This is a genomic window from Phaeobacter sp. G2 (assembly GCA_025163595.1).
Lineage (GTDB): Bacteria > Pseudomonadota > Alphaproteobacteria > Rhodobacterales > Rhodobacteraceae > Pseudophaeobacter.
The window spans coordinates 3222627-3239974 of record CP104100.1 but is presented as its reverse complement, the minus strand read 5'-3'; the positions used below and the strand labels follow the sequence as shown (position 1 = coordinate 3239974).

19 protein-coding genes are annotated in these 17348 nt (G+C 55.5%); 12 read left to right on the top strand and 7 right to left on the bottom strand.

The genetic code is table 11. The features are described 5' to 3' along the window. Positions 1-11: 11 nt before the first annotated feature. The 4 genes from N1037_15450 to N1037_15435 all read left to right on the top strand — a co-directional run bounded on the left by N1037_15450 (position 12) and on the right by N1037_15435 (position 5287). Positions 12-1094 (top strand): TRAP transporter substrate-binding protein, encoded by a 1083-nt coding sequence (locus N1037_15450; protein UWS78655.1) that lies wholly within the window; start codon positions 12-14, stop codon positions 1092-1094. Positions 1095-1247: 153 nt separating this feature from the next. Continuing rightward, positions 1248-2174, top strand: a complete 927-nt coding sequence (locus N1037_15445; GenBank protein UWS78654.1) for a C4-dicarboxylate ABC transporter permease — start codon at positions 1248-1250, stop codon at positions 2172-2174. A 17-nt stretch (positions 2175-2191) separates the two neighbouring features. Continuing rightward, complete coding sequence (locus N1037_15440; GenBank protein ID UWS78653.1) at positions 2192-4546, top strand: TRAP transporter large permease subunit; 2355 nt, start codon at positions 2192-2194, stop codon at positions 4544-4546. Positions 4547-4723: 177 nt separating this feature from the next. Beyond that, positions 4724-5287 carry a hypothetical protein gene (locus tag N1037_15435; GenBank protein ID UWS78652.1) on the top strand — a complete coding sequence of 188 codons (564 nt, stop codon included), beginning with the start codon at positions 4724-4726 and terminating at the stop codon, positions 5285-5287. Positions 5288-5311: 24 nt separating this feature from the next. Here the strand turns inward: N1037_15435 and N1037_15430 are convergent, their stop codons facing one another. From N1037_15430 to N1037_15410, 5 genes are all read right to left on the bottom strand, one after another. Further along, a complete protein-coding gene (locus tag N1037_15430; protein ID UWS78651.1) occupies positions 5312-5719 on the bottom strand; it encodes a VOC family protein in 408 nt (135 codons plus the stop codon). Further along, positions 5716-6540, bottom strand: a complete 825-nt coding sequence (locus N1037_15425; GenBank protein ID UWS78650.1) for an arginyltransferase — start codon at positions 6538-6540, stop codon at positions 5716-5718. Before N1037_15425 ends, N1037_15430 begins: the two co-directional genes overlap by 4 nt. Positions 6541-6852: 312 nt before the next feature. Beyond that, a complete protein-coding gene (locus N1037_15420) occupies positions 6853-7284 on the bottom strand; it encodes an RDD family protein (GenBank protein ID UWS78649.1) in 432 nt (143 codons plus the stop codon). 89 nt (positions 7285-7373) lie between these two features. Next, positions 7374-7820 carry a DUF2852 domain-containing protein gene (locus N1037_15415; GenBank protein UWS78648.1) on the bottom strand — a complete coding sequence of 149 codons (447 nt, stop codon included), beginning with the start codon at positions 7818-7820 and terminating at the stop codon, positions 7374-7376. 411 nt (positions 7821-8231) lie between these two features. Further along, positions 8232-9143, bottom strand: coding sequence for a LysR substrate-binding domain-containing protein (locus N1037_15410; protein ID UWS78647.1), 912 nt, complete (start codon positions 9141-9143; stop codon positions 8232-8234). A gap of 94 nt (positions 9144-9237) precedes the next feature. Between N1037_15410 and N1037_15405 the strand changes: the two genes are divergently transcribed. Next, positions 9238-10206: a sodium-dependent bicarbonate transport family permease gene (locus tag N1037_15405; protein UWS81373.1), complete on the top strand. Its 969-nt coding sequence runs from the start codon at positions 9238-9240 to the stop codon at positions 10204-10206. Between the two features lie 122 nt (positions 10207-10328). On the opposite strand, the gene N1037_15400 is transcribed toward N1037_15405, so the two are convergent. After that, the gene (locus tag N1037_15400) at positions 10329-10775 is read right to left on the bottom strand and encodes a response regulator (GenBank protein ID UWS78646.1); all 447 of its coding nucleotides are present in this window, start codon (positions 10773-10775) and stop codon (positions 10329-10331) included. Between the two features lie 375 nt (positions 10776-11150). Here N1037_15400 and N1037_15395 point away from each other — a divergent pair, with 375 nt between their 5' ends. After that, positions 11151-11945, top strand: a complete 795-nt coding sequence (locus tag N1037_15395) for an ATP-binding protein (protein ID UWS78645.1) — start codon at positions 11151-11153, stop codon at positions 11943-11945. A gap of 293 nt (positions 11946-12238) precedes the next feature. Here N1037_15395 and N1037_15390 read toward each other — a convergent pair whose 3' ends face one another. Next, a complete protein-coding gene (locus tag N1037_15390; protein ID UWS78644.1) occupies positions 12239-12979 on the bottom strand; it encodes a response regulator in 741 nt (246 codons plus the stop codon). A gap of 389 nt (positions 12980-13368) precedes the next feature. On the opposite strand from N1037_15390, the gene N1037_15385 reads away from it, so the two are divergent. The 6 genes from N1037_15385 to N1037_15360 all read left to right on the top strand — a co-directional run bounded on the left by N1037_15385 (position 13369) and on the right by N1037_15360 (position 17248). Beyond that, a complete protein-coding gene (locus N1037_15385; protein UWS78643.1) occupies positions 13369-14289 on the top strand; it encodes a protoglobin domain-containing protein in 921 nt (306 codons plus the stop codon). A gap of 5 nt (positions 14290-14294) precedes the next feature. Then, a complete protein-coding gene (locus tag N1037_15380; protein ID UWS78642.1) occupies positions 14295-14654 on the top strand; it encodes an STAS domain-containing protein in 360 nt (119 codons plus the stop codon). A 2-nt stretch (positions 14655-14656) separates the two neighbouring features. Beyond that, complete coding sequence (locus tag N1037_15375) at positions 14657-15073, top strand: anti-sigma regulatory factor (GenBank protein UWS78641.1); 417 nt, start codon at positions 14657-14659, stop codon at positions 15071-15073. Between the two features lie 92 nt (positions 15074-15165). Beyond that, a complete protein-coding gene (locus N1037_15370) occupies positions 15166-15684 on the top strand; it encodes a serine/threonine-protein phosphatase (protein UWS78640.1) in 519 nt (172 codons plus the stop codon). Next, the gene (locus N1037_15365; protein UWS78639.1) at positions 15681-16856 is read left to right on the top strand and encodes an ATP-binding protein; all 1176 of its coding nucleotides are present in this window, start codon (positions 15681-15683) and stop codon (positions 16854-16856) included. The genes N1037_15370 and N1037_15365 overlap by 4 nt, the downstream gene beginning before the upstream one ends. Continuing rightward, positions 16853-17248 carry a response regulator gene (locus N1037_15360; protein UWS78638.1) on the top strand — a complete coding sequence of 132 codons (396 nt, stop codon included), beginning with the start codon at positions 16853-16855 and terminating at the stop codon, positions 17246-17248. Before N1037_15365 ends, N1037_15360 begins: the two co-directional genes overlap by 4 nt. The last annotated feature ends 100 nt before the right edge of the window (positions 17249-17348 follow it).

Sequence of the window (17348 nt, the reverse complement as noted above, 5' to 3'; positions counted from 1 at the left end):
GGAGCACTATAATGGATCGTCGTTCTTTTTTGAAAACCTCTGCGCTGGGCGGGACCGCCGCAGCTGCAACCACTTTGGCCGCACCGGCATATGCACAGGGTAAACGCACCCTGACCATGGTTACCACCTGGGGCCGTGGTCTGGCGGGCGTGTTTGACGCTGCACAGCGCGTTGCCGACAACGTTACCGCCATGTCCGATGGTCAGCTGACCGTCGACATCAAAGCCGCCGGTGAGCTGGTTGGCGCGTTTGAAGTGTTTGATGCGGTTTCTTCCGGTCAGGCCGATATGTATCACGGCGCCGACTACTACTTTGTGGGTCAGCACCCAGGCTATGCCTTCTTTACTGCTGTGCCCTTTGGCATGACCGCTCAGGAACTGTCCAACTGGTATTACCAGGATGGCGGCATGGAACTGCACGACGAGCTGGGTCAGATCTTTGGTCTGAAATCCTTCCTCGGCGGCAACACCGGCGCCCAGGCTGGTGGCTGGTTCTCGAAAGAGATCAACAGCCCCGAAGACTTCAACGGTCTGAAGTTCCGTATGCCTGGCCTCGGCGGTAAAGCTTTGGGTAAACTGGGCGCTTCCGTTCAGAACATCCCTGGTTCCGAAGTGTATCAGGCGCTGTCCTCTGGTGCCATCGACGGCACCGAGTGGATCGGCCCCTGGGCGGATGAAAAGGCTGGTTTCCAGGAAATCACCAAGACCTACTACACCGCCGGCTTCCACGAGCCAGGCGCCGGTCTGTCGGTTGCGACCAACCGTGACGTCTTTGAAAGCCTGTCGCCTGCGCACCAGAAGATCATCGAAATCGCTTCGGCTGAATGCCACCAGTGGAACCTGACACAGTTCCTGGCCAATAACGGTGCAGCTCTGCAGCGTCTGCAGGCTGGCGGCGTAAAGGTCATGGAATTCCCTGACTCGGTCTGGGATGCCTTTGGTCAGGCTTCGAAAGAAGTGCACGAAGAAAACCTGGGTGATGATCTGTACAAAAAGATCTACGACAGCGCCATGAAGTCGATGAAGTCTTCTTCTGGCTGGCAGAACCTGTCGTCCGGTGTTTACACCGCACAGCGCGACCGCGTTCTGGGTTAACCCAACCCGAAGCCTCTTTTGGATCTCCCGCCAGGTGCGGGGGATCCCTTTTTCATTTTTGCCGCAGGCCAGAAGGCAGTGGTCGCCCGCGTATCACGCATTCTGGGCGGAACTGTCGCTTGATGCCGCAGCATGCAATCATCCGAGGGAACAATGCAGGACGATACAGGCATTTCCTTTTTCGGCGCCCTGTTCAACGGTCTGATCTGGCTGGTTCAGAACATCGCTGGCGCCTTTTACAATTTCGGCTACGCCGTAACCCATCCGCAGCTGTGGCTTGATTGGTCTGACAAGACTTCGATCATGCGCTTTGTCTACTATGGCGGCTCGGTGGAGTTCTTTTTTGTAGTCTTTACTGTGTTCCTGATGCTGACGGCTGTTGGCCTTTACCGCCGCCAGGTCATGTGGGGCATGGTGCGTGGCCTTGAAGGTTTTGCCAATGGCATCGGGCGCTTTTTTGCCTGGGCTGGTCTGATCATGGTGATCCAGCAAATTGTCATTGTGTTCATGCAGCGGATCTTTGCCCGCCCCGACATGAGTTTTGGTCTTGGGATTGCCTTGGAAAAAGACATCAGCTGGTTTGCTGAAGAGCTCAAGCTCTACAACGCCTTGGTGGTCTGCCTCTGTGTGAGCTACACCTTTGTGCAGGGCGGCCATGTGCGGGTTGATCTTGTCTATTCCGGTGTCAGCTTCCGCACCAAACGTGTGATCGACATGGTGGGATCGCTGATCTTCATGATGCCGGCCGCCGTGCTGACCTGGATGTATGGCTGGTATTTCCTGTGGCGCCACCTCATCGTGCCAAAGCCGTCGGCATCCGACAGTCTGGAGCGCCTGGTGATGAAAGCCCGCGCGCTGCGCTGGAATGTCGAAACCATCGGGTTCAGTCCCAATGGCTTTAACGGATACTTTCTCTTCAAGATCTTGCTGGTGACCTTTGCCGGTATCGTCTTTATGCATGCCATCGCCTTCTTCTACCGCTCCATGCTGGAGTTCATCGAAGGCCAGGGCAGTGAAAATAAATACCTCGACAAGGATACCCTTGGAGAGGGCGAAGAAGCCTATGAAGGCGCTCATTAACCTAAGGGACAGCTGATATGCTATTCGGTCTTGATGGCGTCGAACTCGGCCTGCTCATCGTATTTCTTTGCCTTTTTGGAGGCATCCTCTCCGGTTTCCCGGTGGCTTTTGCCATCGGTGGTGCCGGTATCATCTCCTTTGGGATCATCGCGGCACTGGACAGTGCCGGACTGCTGATCCACCAGGCCATTGATACCTCCTCCGAGGTCTATCGCAGCCTTGTGGATAGCGGGGTGAAACCCGATGCAATTTCAATCTTCCGATATCCGGAACTGCCGCGCATTGCCGAGCCTGTGTTTGTACAGGGTTGGGAATATGCGATGGATCGCAATGTCTCGTTCATTGTGAACCGGATGAACGAGCGGGTTCTGGCCGGGGCATCGATTGAAACCCTGCTGGCAGTTTTGATGTTCGTTCTGATGGGGATCACCCTGGAACGGTCGAAAATTGCCAATGACCTGCTGACAACAATGGCGCGGGTCTTTGGCCCGCTGCCGGGTGGTCTTGCGGTGTCTATCGTTGTGGTTGGTGCCTTCCTGGCGGCCTCCACCGGGATCGTTGGTGCCACCGTGGTGACCATGGGCCTGCTGGCTCTGCCGACCATGTTGCGCAACAACTACTCGCCTGAACTGGCAACTGGTGTGATCGCGGCCTCTGGTACCCTGGGGCAAATCATTCCACCCTCGATCGTGATCGTTCTTCTGGGGACCCTGGCGGGGGATCTGTATTCCACCGCACAGGAAAGCCGGGCGATGGAGGCAGGCTGTTCCGACGCTTTGACCTATCTGGGTGAACCGGCGGTTGTCTCTGTGGGCACATTGTTCCAGGCGGCTTTGCTGCCGGGGATCATGCTGGCGCTGCTCTATGCGCTTTATGCCTTTGGCTATGCGATGCTGAACCCGGAAAAAGCGCCAGCTGTTGCGCTGGAGGCCAGCTCCAATGAGCCGGTGACGCGCAACGAAGCGCTGCTGTGGTTCCTTGGTGCACCTGCTGCCATCATTGGCGGTGCCATGCTGTTGGGCTCCTTTGGGGTGATCGGTTCGCAGAACATTACGGTCTCGGCATTTTCTGACGCAGGTCAAACCGCCTCTTTGCGGACCAATGTCGGACCTCAGTGCCAAGCGGCAATGATTGACCTGCACGGTCAAGAGGCCTGGGATGCCGCAGTTGCGGAACAGACTGCGATTGATGCGGCTGGCGGCGTTGCACAGGCAACCAAGCTGACTGAGGAAGAGTTTGCTCAGGCAGGTGTCGACAAGATCGCGGCAGCTGCTCCGATTGGCACAGGCGTTACCATCCTGGTGATCATGCTGGGGCTGGTTCTGGCCATTGGTCGTGGGGTTGCTCCGTCGCGGGACACCAAGCCGCTGATCCTGGGGGCCATTGGCCTGTTGCTGGTTTTGCTCGTCGATGTGCTGTTGATTGCACCTACGACAACGCCCGGTGTCACGGTGCTGTTGTTGGCTCTGCCTGCGCTGTTGGCGCTGTATGGTGCGCGCGAAGCTGCCGCCCGCTGTGCGCGCAATGATCTGATCCGGGTGGTTTTCCCACCGCTGGTTCTGATTGTTGCCGTGCTTGGGTCGATCCTTGGTGGTATTACCAACCCAACGCCCGCTGCGGCGCTTGGCGCCGGTGGTGCAATCATGCTGGCGGCCTACCGCAAGCTGCAGGACCAAGGCAAGTCGGGCAAGATCATCATCTGGGCCACCTTTGCCGTGATGATTGCGATCCTGATCGGGGTGAACTTTGATCTGCGGATCAACCAGTCTGATGTCAGCGTCGAAAGCTGGATCGCCTTTGGTGTTGCCTATGGTGCCTATCTGTTTGCTCTGTTTGGCCTGCTTTATGGCTGCTGGGTTCTGTACAAAGGCGCTGTTCTGACACCCATTGTGCGGGAAACAGCCAAGGTTACCTCCATGGTCTTTACCATCCTGATCGGCTCGCAGCTGCTCAATCTGGTGGTGATTTCCTTTGGTGGTGAACACTACATCCAGCAGTTCCTGAAGAGCTTTGACAATGAGATGACGGTCTTCCTGATCGTGATGTTGGTGCTGTTCTTCCTGGGCTTTGTGCTCGACTTCCTCGAGATCATCTACATCGTGATCCCGATTGTTGGGCCGGTCATCTATGGCGGTTCCTTTGATCCCAAATGGGTGACGATCATGGTTGCGGTGAACCTGCAGACCTCCTTCCTGACACCACCTTTTGGCTTTGCGCTGTTCTATCTGCGTGGGGTCGCACCAAAAGAGGTGACCACCGGACATATCTATCGTGGGGTTCTGCCCTTCGTATTGATCCAGGTGGCAGGGCTGGCGCTGCTGTGGTTCTTCCCCTCGATTGTGACCATCATTCCGGCGCTGATCCCCAACTGATCAGGACGATCCTAGAACTAAACGATTGCAAAGGGGCTCCGGTTTGGGGCCCCTTTTGCGATTGCGCAGGGGGCGGAAGGGGCCGGTCTGACAGGTGGCTTTACAAAGTCAGGATAGGCATTAGTCTGGGGCCTGTGTTCTGGTGGGGGCTGGGGCAAATAAAAGGAGTGGTATTCCATGTCCTTAGTGCGAGAATGGCGGTTGGCCAAGAAACGGTATGACGCGGCCCATACCCAAGCGCAAAAACAGATCCAGGCCTTAAATACCAAGCTCTCCGCGGTAGAGTATTATCTGCATGCGTTGCGCGACGATAAACTCTCTGATCAGGCGCATATGCGCAAGATTGACGCCTATCTGGATGAGTTTTCCCCCGACAGTATCGAGACAATTCAAGCTGCACTGTTTCGTGAGCTGGAGAACCTGACTGCAATCGAGTGTCGCCCTGAAGCGGGGATCGAAAGAACGCTTGCAGCATTGGAGCAAATCCTGGAAGCCGCAGAAGAGCTGATGGCCAAAGGCGAGGTTTCTGCTGCGCAATGGAGCCAATACCGGGAGGTCTATGACCGCAGCGCCCATCGGCTGATGGATGCCGGGGATGTTTTTGAGGAGTTCATCAATAAACGGGCAAATATGGAAGAAAAACTGGCCCTGCGGCTGGACCACGCCACACTTCTGAAAAAAATCACTCAGCGCAGCCGCGCGGTGCATGACTACCTGCAGCGCAACGAGATCCCCGGCTAGGCGCGACCTGGCTGGCCTCCTGCGCTAATCTGTTGTGAATTCCAGCAAGTCCCAGCGATTGCCAAAGGGATCTTGCCAGACGGCCACTGTGCCATAGGGCTCCTGACGTGGGGCTTCTTCAAACAGGACACCAAGGGCAAGCATCCGGGCATGGTCACGGGCAAAATCATCTGTTGTCAGGAATAGCCCGACGCGGCCGCCAAACTGGTTGCCAATGGCGGCATCTTGGACAGGCCCTGTTGCCCGCGCCAGGATCAGGCTGCCCTGGGTGGCACCTGGGGGCAGGATGCGCACCCAGCGTTTGTGGCCCTGGTCGATGTCCTCGACCAGCTGCCAGCCCAGAAGATCACAGTAATAGGCGATCGCCGCATCATAGTCCGGTACGAGCAAAGCAACCGCATGCAGTGCCTGAACTGGGCTGGGCTTGCTCATCTGCGGCGATGAACTGGCTGCTCGGGCAAGTGGATATTAGCCACCTGTTCGGCGATGGGATCTGTGGACAATGGATGGCTGCTTTCGGCAAATTCTGCCGGATCGCGCATCTGTTTCCACGCCCCCTGATGATAGACTTCAAGGCCGGAAAACTTTTCTTTGTAGCTCATCTTGCTGCTGCCGGGCACCCAGTAGCCAAGATAGACATAGGGAAGTCCGGTCTCCAGTGCGATGGCGATATGATCCAGGATCATATAGGTGCCGATGGAGTTTTGCGGCTGGTCCGGGTCGTAGAAGGAATACACCATGCTCAACCCGTCTTCCAGCACATCGGTCAAAGAGACCGCAACAAGGCCGCTGAACTGGGGTTCGGTGTATTCGATAACCCGGCTTCGGATCGGGGTTTCCTCGATCATTGCCGCATATTCAAAGACATCCATATCCGCCATGCCACCGTCAGAATGGCGGCTGTCAAGGTAGCGCCGGAACAGGGTGTATTGATCTTCTGTCGCCCAGGGAGAGGTGGCGCGGCGCAACAAGGAGGCATTGCGCTTGAGGATGCGTTTCTGGCTGCGGGTCTTTACAAAGGCGCTGACATCAATGCGGGCCGACATGCAGGCAGAACAATCCGAGCATGAAGGACGATAGAGCACGTTTTGAGACCGGCGAAACCCTTGATGCGACAGGCTATTGTTCAGCTGATCGGCACCTTCACCCTGTAGTGAGGTGAACAGCTTCCGCTCCATCCGGTTTTCCAGATAGGGGCAGGGCTGGGGGGCCGTGACATAGAACTGAGGAGCAATGGGAAGTGTGTGACGCATCTGAGGCTAGACTAACAAACAGGATTTCTTGATCATAAGAAACAACCACAAGATAGCAATGGCAAAGCCAGACTCCAAGCGGCCAATGGAAACTGGTTAAAATCGCGAGACAAGCGGTCGCGCTGCAAAAGATGCTGCACAGCGTGCACCAGATGTGCGCTGCCTGGATTGAAGCCCCTTAGATGTATGCTGCCTGGTGCAAAGAAGGTCCAAGCGGCGCCTCATACCTGCCGCTCTGGGGCTCTGGCGAATGGCTAGGGGGCTATCTGGCCGCAGCAGAGCAAACACGGTTTCCCCGCTCGGCCAGCAGGCTTAAGCGCGCCGGTTGAGCATGACAGTCCCCAACAGAGCGTCGCTCAGCCCCTGTCCTCTGGAGGTGGTCAGCATCATGATGATCGAAATCACCTGCAACACGGGAACTGCGACAGAAAAGGTAAAACCAAGGGTGTGCAGCATGGCCTGCTGCGCATTCAAACGGCGCCCGGACAGGTCGCGCAGTTCAATCCCGGCAAAGCGCATACCCAGAGTGGCAGAGCTGTTTGTGAGGGTAATGGTTCGGTAGATAAAACCGATCACCAAATAGAGCAGCGGCCAAATGAGGAGGCCAACAAAAGCCGTCAAAAGCACTATTACAAGGCTCAACACGATGATCAGAATACTATCGACAACCCATGCCACGAGACGTTTCGGGGCGGTGAGCGCGTAGAATTCGGCCTGATAATCGGGGTCGGGCAGGGAGGTCATGGGGATGCCTTTTTGAATGTGGATGACATAGAGGGCGCCGCCCCCGGCCTAAGCCTAGGCTAAGGGGGCGGCGCGGTCTTGAACAGAGGTTAGTGGGACTTTTCAGCGCGGTCTTCGTCGCTGGAATCTTCCGCAGGCATTGTGCTGCGTTCATCCATGAATTGGTCGAACTCGGCCTTGTCCTTGGCATCGCGAAGTCGCTGCATAAAGCCTTCAAAATCGTTCTGTTCCTGCTCAAGCCGGCGCAGAGTGTCTTCTTTGTAGGCGTCAAAGGCAGAGTTCCCGGAGGGTTTCATTGCCGACATACCATGGCTGGCCCAGGGTTTACGGCTGTGGCTGCGGCAGGACTTGTTGAACATACGTTTGCTCCAGATCATGTAAAAGAGAAGGGCGAGGCCGATGGGCCAGAAAAAGACAAAGCCAAGAACCATTGCGGCGATCCAGGCACCTTTGCCCTTTTGGTCCAGCCACGCTTCGCTACGGGTAAACCATCCCTGTTGACTGTGGGCAGGGGTGGGGGAGGTCATTGCTGTCATAATTCATCTCCAGGGGTTGCAGTCTTGCGACTGGGTAACTGCGTTTGCTCGATGTAAATCGTGTTCACATTACTTCATATTGGAGTGACTGCGCCCTGCTTCAAGCCCGCATGTGAATCTTTTTTACATTTTGTTTCGCTCAACCGATACGGGGCCTAAAACGATACGGGTGCCTAAAGCGACGGCGTCAGGGGACAGATCTTAGCGCGCCCCTGGCCCTGCGCCGCGCGGTCGGACACGTTGACACCGTGGATGATACTGTACGCCTGCTGAGTGACCCTGACGCTGATGGCAGCGAAGCACTGCGCGTTTCAAAGCGATTGACGGACTACTTTCGGCACCTTGGCCACCGAATGATGCGGGGGGGCCGCCAGATAGCTGCGGCAGCTTCCCCTGCCTCTGCCGCGCTCTTTACGCCGCGTTTACTTCTAATTCGAGCGCTTCGGCGGCACGGCGAAGGATCGTCGCAAGTGCGCCGGAAAAATGCTCTGGATTATCGTTTGGAACCAGGATGCTGATGGTTCGATCCGCACCGGGTATGGCCAGCGGCATGACACGGACTTCGTTGCGGTGGATCCCTTGTCGTCGGGTAAAAAGGTCAGGGAGGATGCCAATGCCTGCTCCCGTCGCGGCCATCAGCACAATCGAGTCGAGACTTGTGCCCTCGTAATCGTTGGATACCATGGCGCCGCTTGCGCCGGCGATGCCATAGACAATACGCGCCAGCCTGTGGCCGGTATCGAGCGTCAGTAGCCGTTGCCCTGCGAGGTCTGCTGCCACGACCTGGCTGCGCCCTGCCAGCGGATGGTCCTGCGCCACCGCAACCCAGAGCGGTTCGACAAACAGGTGATGCTGAAAGGTGTTGGGGTGATCCTCGGGTGTCGAGATAATCGCGTCGAAACGCCCGTTTCTTATGCCCTCATCGAGGCTTAGTGTGTTTTCCTCGCGTACAATGACGCGCAGGTTGGGCTCGGCTGCGTGCAAAGCCTTCATCGCTTGCGGCAAAAGATATGGCCCAATTGACGGTAGCACGCCCAACCGTAGTCTGCCGCCAAACGGCAGGTCCGACAGCATACTGCCGCGCAGAGCTTCGACCTCGGACAGGATGCGACGGGCGCGGGTGACAAATTCCAGACCCCGGGCGGTCGTGCGTGCACCGGCGCGCCCTCGGTCAAAAAGCCGCACACCAAGGTCGGTTTCTACTGCGGCCACCTGGTTCGAAAGGCTGGGTTGACTGACGTGCAGCGTTTCCGCAGCAAGGCCAAAACTGCCCAGCTGATGGATCGTGACGATATACTCCATTTGGCGCAGTGTTGGTCGCATCCATAATCTCAAGCTATATTTTATGACGTTAGATTGTATTTAAACTATCAGATGAATTCGGGCAACAGGCGGTAAACCTGTTGCGGAGATACAAATCATGCAGATTTTTGAAAGCCTTGTGGGCAACCTGATGGTGCCGACGATATTGTTCTTTGTCCTTGGTCTTTTGGCTGCGGTGGTGCGCAGCGACCTTTCGATCCCCGAAGGTGCGGCTAAATTCATGTCGCTCTACCTGCTCTTGGCAATTGGCTTCAAAGGGGGGCACAGCCTGGCAGAAAACGGCCTGAGCCCAGAGGTCTTCACGGCACTGGGTGCGGGGTTGGTGCTGTCCTTTTTGATCCCCTTCATTGCCTACGCCCTGCTGCGCGGCATGACCCGGTTGAATGCGCTGAATGCAGCCGCTGTGGCAGGTCACTATGGCTCAATCTCAATCGTTACTTTCGTCGCGGCCTCCAGCCTGCTGGAGCTGACTGGCATTGCTTCGGATGGCTACATGGTTGCTGTGGCCGCAACGATGGAGGTCCCTGCGATCCTCTCGGCGTTGTGGATTGCCCATCGCTTTGGACGGGAGGGGGTGGCGGAACACATGCCCATGCGAGAGCTTTTTGCCAATGGCTCCATCGTGCTTTTGACTGGTGCGTTTGTGATTGGCGTGCTGACGCAGGACAGGGGCATGGAGATGATCGCGCCCTTTGTCGTGACGCCCTTCACCGGCATACTCTGTCTGTTCCTGCTGGACATGGGCCTGTCCGCGGGCCGCAGCCTGTTGCGCAACCGGCACCTGCTAAGCACAGGGCTGTTTGCCTTTGGCATCATGATGCCAATCCTCGGCGCGGTGCTGGCCTGGGGCATGGGCGCGATGATCGGTTTGCAGACTGGCAGCCTGTTTCTGTTGATGGTTCTTGCCGCTTCGGCCTCTTATATCGCGGTGCCAGCAGCAATGAAGATCGCGCTGCCGCAGGCCGAGGCAGGCATTTACCTGACGCTGTCTTTGGGGGTGACCTTTCCGTTTAACATCACAGTCGGTCTTCCCCTGTACCTCTGGCTTGCGGGGCTTGCCTAAGACCCTGGCGGGGCCTGAGGCTCCGCCAAGTGTTGTCGCAGGATGCATAAAGCACGCAGAATGGTTCTTGGTTCACTCCCATTGAAAGACAGACCAAACCAAAGAGAGGCCAGGGCCTGTCCCTACATTGCGGATGGCGCAATCACACCAGGACAAGCAATGCGCAGATAGTGCTGTAGCATTTCCACGGTCGCCAAGACGCTTTGATAGGCATTCTTTTTCACTACATATCCGGCCACGTTGTAGCGGTTGGAGTTGGCAACATCAGCCGGATCCTCGGAGGTCGTCAGGACAAAAACGATGGTATGCGCCAATTCCGGCCTGCTGCGCAGTTCAGCAAGAAATTCTAGGCCGTTCATCCGGGGCATGTTCAAATCCAACAGAACAAGGCAGGGATTGCGGCCTGGGGTATCGTTCAACACCTGCAATTGTTCCAGCGCTTCCAGCCCGTTCCGGCCGACGCGCACAGGGTTGCTCATGCCAAGTTTGCGCATGGCCCGCTGTACCGAAGCGACGCCGATGTCATCGTCGTCAACGATGAGCAGTGTTATCTCTTGCGGCTGTTTCATTGCGCACGAGCCTCGCCGAGCAGCAGCATGCCTGGCTTTGGCCCCAAGGACTGGGTGAGTGTCCCACCGATGTTACCATTTGCCCCATGCTTCAAATCAGCCACCCGTATCATTATTAGCCATGGGCTGTTTGCCGGAACTGCCCCTTTGCTTCCTTAATACATTAGACATGAAAGGTTGCCTGTCTGTTAATTGCAGAATTTTGAATGTATGACTGTAGAGTTTGAACTATAAAGTTTTCAATAATTTATCGCAAAATGAAGGGGTGTTAACGCATTCTTATCGGTGGGGCGGCACCCTATGTTTAGCGGCTAAAACGCCTAAGGCGACCAGCGCTACGCCGGTCGCCAGAAACATACCAGGAGGCCTGTTGCGATGACGCCAGAAGGGGCACGGAATGACGCAGAAGCGGGTCTGCTGCAGCCTGGTTCGCAACAGCAGACAGCGGATGAGATCATCTACCGCCTGTCACATGATCTGCGCGGGTCAACGCGGGCGCTGTCGGATTTGCCTACTTGGATACAGGAAGACTTGGCAGAAGCCGGGCTGGAGTTACCCGATTCAGTCCAAGATTGCCTGCATTTGATGCAAAATCATACGCAGCGGCTTAACAAAATGATCGATGGATTGCTGTTGCATTCCCGCGTAGGTCGCAGTCCAGCGGAGGTGATGGATGGTGGGCAGGCAGTCAGAAAGGTTCTGACGCGCCGCACATTGCCAGACACAGCGCGGCTGCGCTGCAAACTGCAAAAAGGCGCGGTGCAGATTTCCATGCCTGATCTGGAGATGGCTGTCGACGTGCTGATCAGCAATGCGTTGATACATGGGTCCCCTGACACAAGAATTGCCATAACCGGGTCTATTGAACAGGGCAGCCCAGAGACCGGACTTGGGGATTTCTGGGTGTTGAAAGTCAGGGACAATGGCCCCGGAATCCCCGAACGCCATTGGACAGAAGTTTTCAAACCTATGGTCTCGCTGCATGCCGCCAGCGATGACAAAGGTGTTGGCATGGGATTGGCCATCTTGGACAAGATCGCCCTGCACTGCGGCGGGCGCGCATGGGTTGCCCGACCTTCAAGAGACATGCAGGGCGCGTCATTGTGCTTGGCCCTGCCTGTATCAGATGAAACACAGATGCAATCACCGTCTAGGGTCAGGACCCATTAATCCTGCACCGTCAGTTTGTCAGATCGGGTCTCTGACAAGACGCGTTTGTTCAGCTGTAGTTGTTATATTTCAACCAGATGTGACGCGGGCAGCAGCAAAATTCGTTAAACCTGCCACGCCAAAGGGGGCCGATGTCTTGTCGGCCCCCCTTTGGGGTGATCGGTGGTCACTCTACTTCACTTCATTTCAGCGTCTTGGGTGGCTTGCACATAGAGCGACTATTCACGGCAGGCCCCAAACCACTGAAATTTTATAAAATTCGGCTGCCGACGCAGGATTATCGGGTTCCGACCCTAGTGAACCGGTTTGCTGAACCCATCGGCGTAGGCTTCTACCTCATCAAAGAACCGCCAAACTGCGAGGCAGTTTTGCTCGATTTTATCAAGCGCCTGCGGATCTGGCAAAAGACCCATGTTATGGCAATTCCGAATAAAGCTGACCTGGCGATAAATCTGGCGAAGCCGGGGCTGGAGTTCTGCAATGCAGCCTTTGGCAATCCCCTTTACAACGGCCTCTGACGCTTCATGCAATCTGTAAGTCAGGTCCGGATCCGGCATCGAAGAGGTCAGCGCCTGGAAGATGGTTTGGCGCAGTTTATCTGCGGTCAGGTGGTCTTTTTCCAGAAAGTCGGTGCAGCCAGCCTTGATGGTTCTGACAACAGATTCTGTATCCTGCATGCCAGACACCATGACGACAGGCAGTTCTGCGCTGTCAGGCCTTCTGCGCAGAGACTGCATGACTTCGCACCCGTCGAGATCCCCCATTCTCAAATCCAGTAGGCATAGGTCAATGACCTGATGATCCAAAACGTCATTCATCTGCTCGACTGAAGAACAGGCGTGAACTTCCACCTTCTTGTCGACCTTTTGCAACAGGCGCTGAAGACGTGTCAGGTCAAAGTCATCATCATCAAAAACGAGTATTTCCAAAGCGGTCTGCGCTGCGAGCAAGCCCTGCTTGTGATGGTCGATATGTGTTAACTGCATAAAACAACTCCACTCTTTACGGGTACATTTGAAACTAACACTAAACACGGGAAGATTTCTAAATGATTGTATTAATAAATTGATTTGTTATGACTTGTCTTTCGAGCAGCTTTAACACCTAATGGGAGTGTATGTATTTGAATGCCGCATTCATGGAATTATTTAGGTCAGAACCTATAACCAATAAATAGCAGGAGCCGCGCGAGATGGAAGAGGTGCATAATTTTGAAGAGCGATGATAGCGTATTGCCAAGCGTTGCCAGTTTTTGAGATTTGGCGGAATGGCTTGCCTGCGTGCAGGGTGATTGGGTCCTGTATTTAATGCGGACGAGCCGTTAGGGCAGCGTAAAATAATTCCCCCGCAGGATTTTATGCAAGTTTATTAACCAAACCAATTTAGTGTCAGGGGAAGCCAAACAGAAACTCAGGAGCGTTTTATGTCTGATGTTGTTTCCTCGTCTATCACCGGGAATCTGGCAGATACCACGACACATGCTAATGCGTTGGCCGATGCGCTGGCATGGTTTGATATTACCGCATCAGACCAAGAGGAAAGGCGGCGGCTGTCCGGTATTGCAGAGCAAATGGCCGGAGAAATCATCGAAGCGTTTTACGACCATATTCTATCTTTTGATCAGGCCTCAAAACATTTTCAGGATGAGGAACACATCAATCGGGTGAAACGCGCGCAAGTCCGGTATTTTGAGGAATTTGTATCAGCCGATATTGATGATGCCTATATCGAGAACCGTCGTTTGATTGGCCGCATCCATGAACAGGCTGGGGTAACACCCACGCTCTATATCGGGGCATACGCCTTTTATATGCACCGCCTTGGGCACGTCATACTGGACAAGCTTGCCGAAAAACCAGAAGAGGCCTTCCGGTTGATGCTGGCGCTGTTGAAGATATCCCATTTCGACATGTCCCTGGCGCTGGAAACCTACGTGGAAACCCGCGAGGAGACGATCCAGAATCGTGAGCGCGAACTGAGCGAACTGCCGACTCCGGTGCTGAAATTGCGCGAGGGCCTCTTGCTGATACCTGTCGTGGGAACGCTTGACAGCCACCGGGCCCGGTCGCTGACCGTGGAGCTTCTTGAAGGCATCCGCGAACATCGCGCCCAGGTCGTTGTCTTGGATATCACCGGTGTGGCCGGAGTGGACAGCGCTGTGGCCAACCATCTGATCCAATCCATGAGCGCCGCGCGCCTGATGGGGGCGGCCTCTGTTCTGACTGGCATTTCTGCAGAGGTGGCCCAGGCCCTGGTCAAGATCGGTGTATCGGGCCAGCAGCTTAATACTGCCGGGGATTTGCAGCAGGGAATTAAGATCGCTGAAAAGTTGATCGGTACCTGATCCCGATGGCTGTACGCGTTCCCATCCTGCAACAGAACCGGCGTTTGATTGCGTCTATTCAGGAAGATCTGTCAGATCAGGAAATTCTGGATCTGCAGAGCAGGCTGCTGGATATGGTGGTGACAAAAGGCGTGACTGGCGTCATCATTGATGTCAGTGCTGTGGATGTCCTGGACAGTTTCAGCAGCCGCACCTTATCCGAGATTGCAGGCGGCGTGTACCTGCGGGGCGCAAAGCTGGTCCTTGTCGGCATTCAGCCTGAAGTCGCCATGGCTCTGGTTCTTCTGGGGCTGACTCTGAAGGATGTTGAGACCGCGCTGGATCTTGACCGCGGCATGGCGCTATTGGATCGGTCAGGCGCATGAAAATGGCTGGCGGAGTTCCCGACATTCAGCTTCGTCGGATCACCACGGACAGTGATATTGTTGCGGCTCGGAAGTTGGGGCGCAACATTGCGGAATCTCTTGGGTTCAGTCGGCCAGACCAAGCACTGGTGGCGACTGCGATTTCCGAACTGGCCCGCAATATCGTCAATTATGCGGGCAAAGGAGAAATCCAGATTGCAGTGATCCAGGACACAAAAGGGGCTGGTATTCTGGTCCGGGCCAGTGATCAAGGCCCGGGCATCAAAGACCTTTCCAAAGCGATGCAGGACGGGTTTTCTACCGGGAACAGCCTGGGGCTCGGCCTGCCGGGAACCAAGCGTATCATGGACGAATTTGACATTTCTTCCCAGCCAGGTGAAGGCGTGCTCGTGGTCGCCGCCATGTGGTGCAAGCCATGAAACAAGGTGTGCTGGATAAGCAAGGTTACAGTATCAGCTGGGCAATCGAGCACCGCTCGAAGCATTCAGGGTCAGCCTGCGGGGATGGCTATTTGCTGCGTTTTATTGGCCCCGTACTTGTCGCGGCAGTGGTCGATGGCACGGGTAGCGGAACAGCAGCAGCGCAGGCCGCCAATCAGTGTCTCAGACGGTTGAGCGAAGCGGAGCACCCGGACCTGCGCCAGATCTTTGCGCTGTCGCATCAAGCCTTGAAAGGAACTCGCGGGGCGGCTCTTGGTGTTGCTTTGATTTCCCTTGAAACTCTGACACTGGACTGGGCTGCCATGGGCGATATTGATGGTGTCCTGCTTCAGGGCAGGTCTCAGACAGACTCGGTTATCCAGTGCGGCGGCACACTGGGGTTGGCCTTTGGATCGCTGCTGCCCCAGAGACTGGCTTTGCAGCCGCCTGCCACGATCGTGCTGGTCAGTGATGGCATATCTGCCAGCTATCGCAGCCAATTGGACGCCTATGAAAGTGCAGCAGATCTGGCGCACAATACAGTGTTGCAACACGGCCGCCAGAATGACGATGCGATCGCACTGGCCGTGAAAATCGGTGCTGCGCCATGATCAATAGCGCAGATGAAATAACTGAGACGGAAATCAGCGACTTCGGCGCCTTTTACAGCGGAGCCCTGAGGAAGTATCTGGTCAGTCAGGATGAGGATGTTCTTGATTCCGCACATCTTTTTTCGCGATCAGCGCTTGGGAAACGGTTGACGTTCTCGGAACTGGCCAGCCTGCATCATCGGGCCTGCGTTGCAGTGCTAGAGACCGTTTCCGCAGCTGAAACGCGCCAGATGGTCTCCCGGATGGAAGTGTTTTTTCTGGAGGTTGCGGCTGTCTACGATATGGCTCTCAAAGGCTACAGGCAGAACTTGGAGCAACTGCACCGCGAAATTGAGGAACGCCGTAAGGCGGAGCAGGAACTGCGCAATGTCACCGTCGAACTGGCCCATCAGCGTGATCAGCTGGACGATCAAGTGCGGGCCCGTACCCAGGAACTAGAAGTCCAGTCCAACAAGCTTCGGCGGCAGAACGCGCGTTTGGTGCAGACAAATCTGGAACAGTCCGATTTTACCTATGCAATTTCCCATGACTTGAAATCACCAAATAACACGATCAGGATGATTTTGCAGATCCTGGCACAGGACTATGGCAGCTGCCTCGACGAGGAGGCCCGCTCCTTGCTGACTGCTGCGCTGGAAACGGCGGACCGGATGATCAAGATCATCGAGGATGTGTTGAAATATTCCCAAACTCTTGGTGACGAAACACAGCATGAAACAGTCTCGCTGGCAAAAACTTTGCAATCCATTGCCGAAGATACCAAGGCCGATTTGTTGAGCAACAAAGGCCAGTTGGATCTGGCTGATCTGCCCGATCTGATCTGTTCTCCGATGCAAGTGCGGATCATGTTCCAGAACTTCATTTCCAATGCGATAAAGTTTCGCCGGGATGGTGTTGCGCCGCGCATAGAGGTGTTCACTGAAGTGCAAGAGGATGGCGGCACGGATATCGTGGTGCGTGACAACGGAATTGGAATCGCCGAGGAACACAAAGCCCGGATTTTCGGCCTGTTCCAACGGTTGCATACCTATGATGTTTACCCAGGCTCAGGACTCGGCCTTGCCCTGTGTCAGCGTGTTGCCTCAAATCATGGCTGGATTATTTCGATTTCTTCGAAACCCGGCTTGGGATCCAGTTTCCGTATTTCCATCAATCCGGAGCAACTGCCATGACCGCCCCGATCCGCATCATGTTGATTGATGATGAAAAAGTTGACCTCATGCTGTACCGGCGTCTGTTTGTACAATGGAGCGATGAAGTGGAGACGGTTGTTTTCAGCTATGCCTTTGAAGCCTTGGAGTATCTGAAGGACCAAACCAACGCGCCGGTGGATGCCATTTTGCTGGATATAAATTTGCCGCGCATGAGCGGCTTTGAGTTCCTGGACGAGTTGGATTTTGTCTTCCACAAAAACGTCTGGCCTGATCTTTTTGTCTTGTCGACGTCAATGGACCCACGCGACCGTCTCCGGGGCCTGGCCCACGAGAAGGTGCGCGGATTTATAGAAAAGCCGCTGACAGGAGAGAAGCTTCAAGAAATCATAGGAGTTCTGGCACAAGACTAGGTCGCTAAAGCCTCGCTTGGTGGCGATACTCGCGGTGAGGCCGCGCTAAATGGCGACACCGCGCTCGGCATCCCGGTTGCCAAGCCCCCGGAATAAGGGC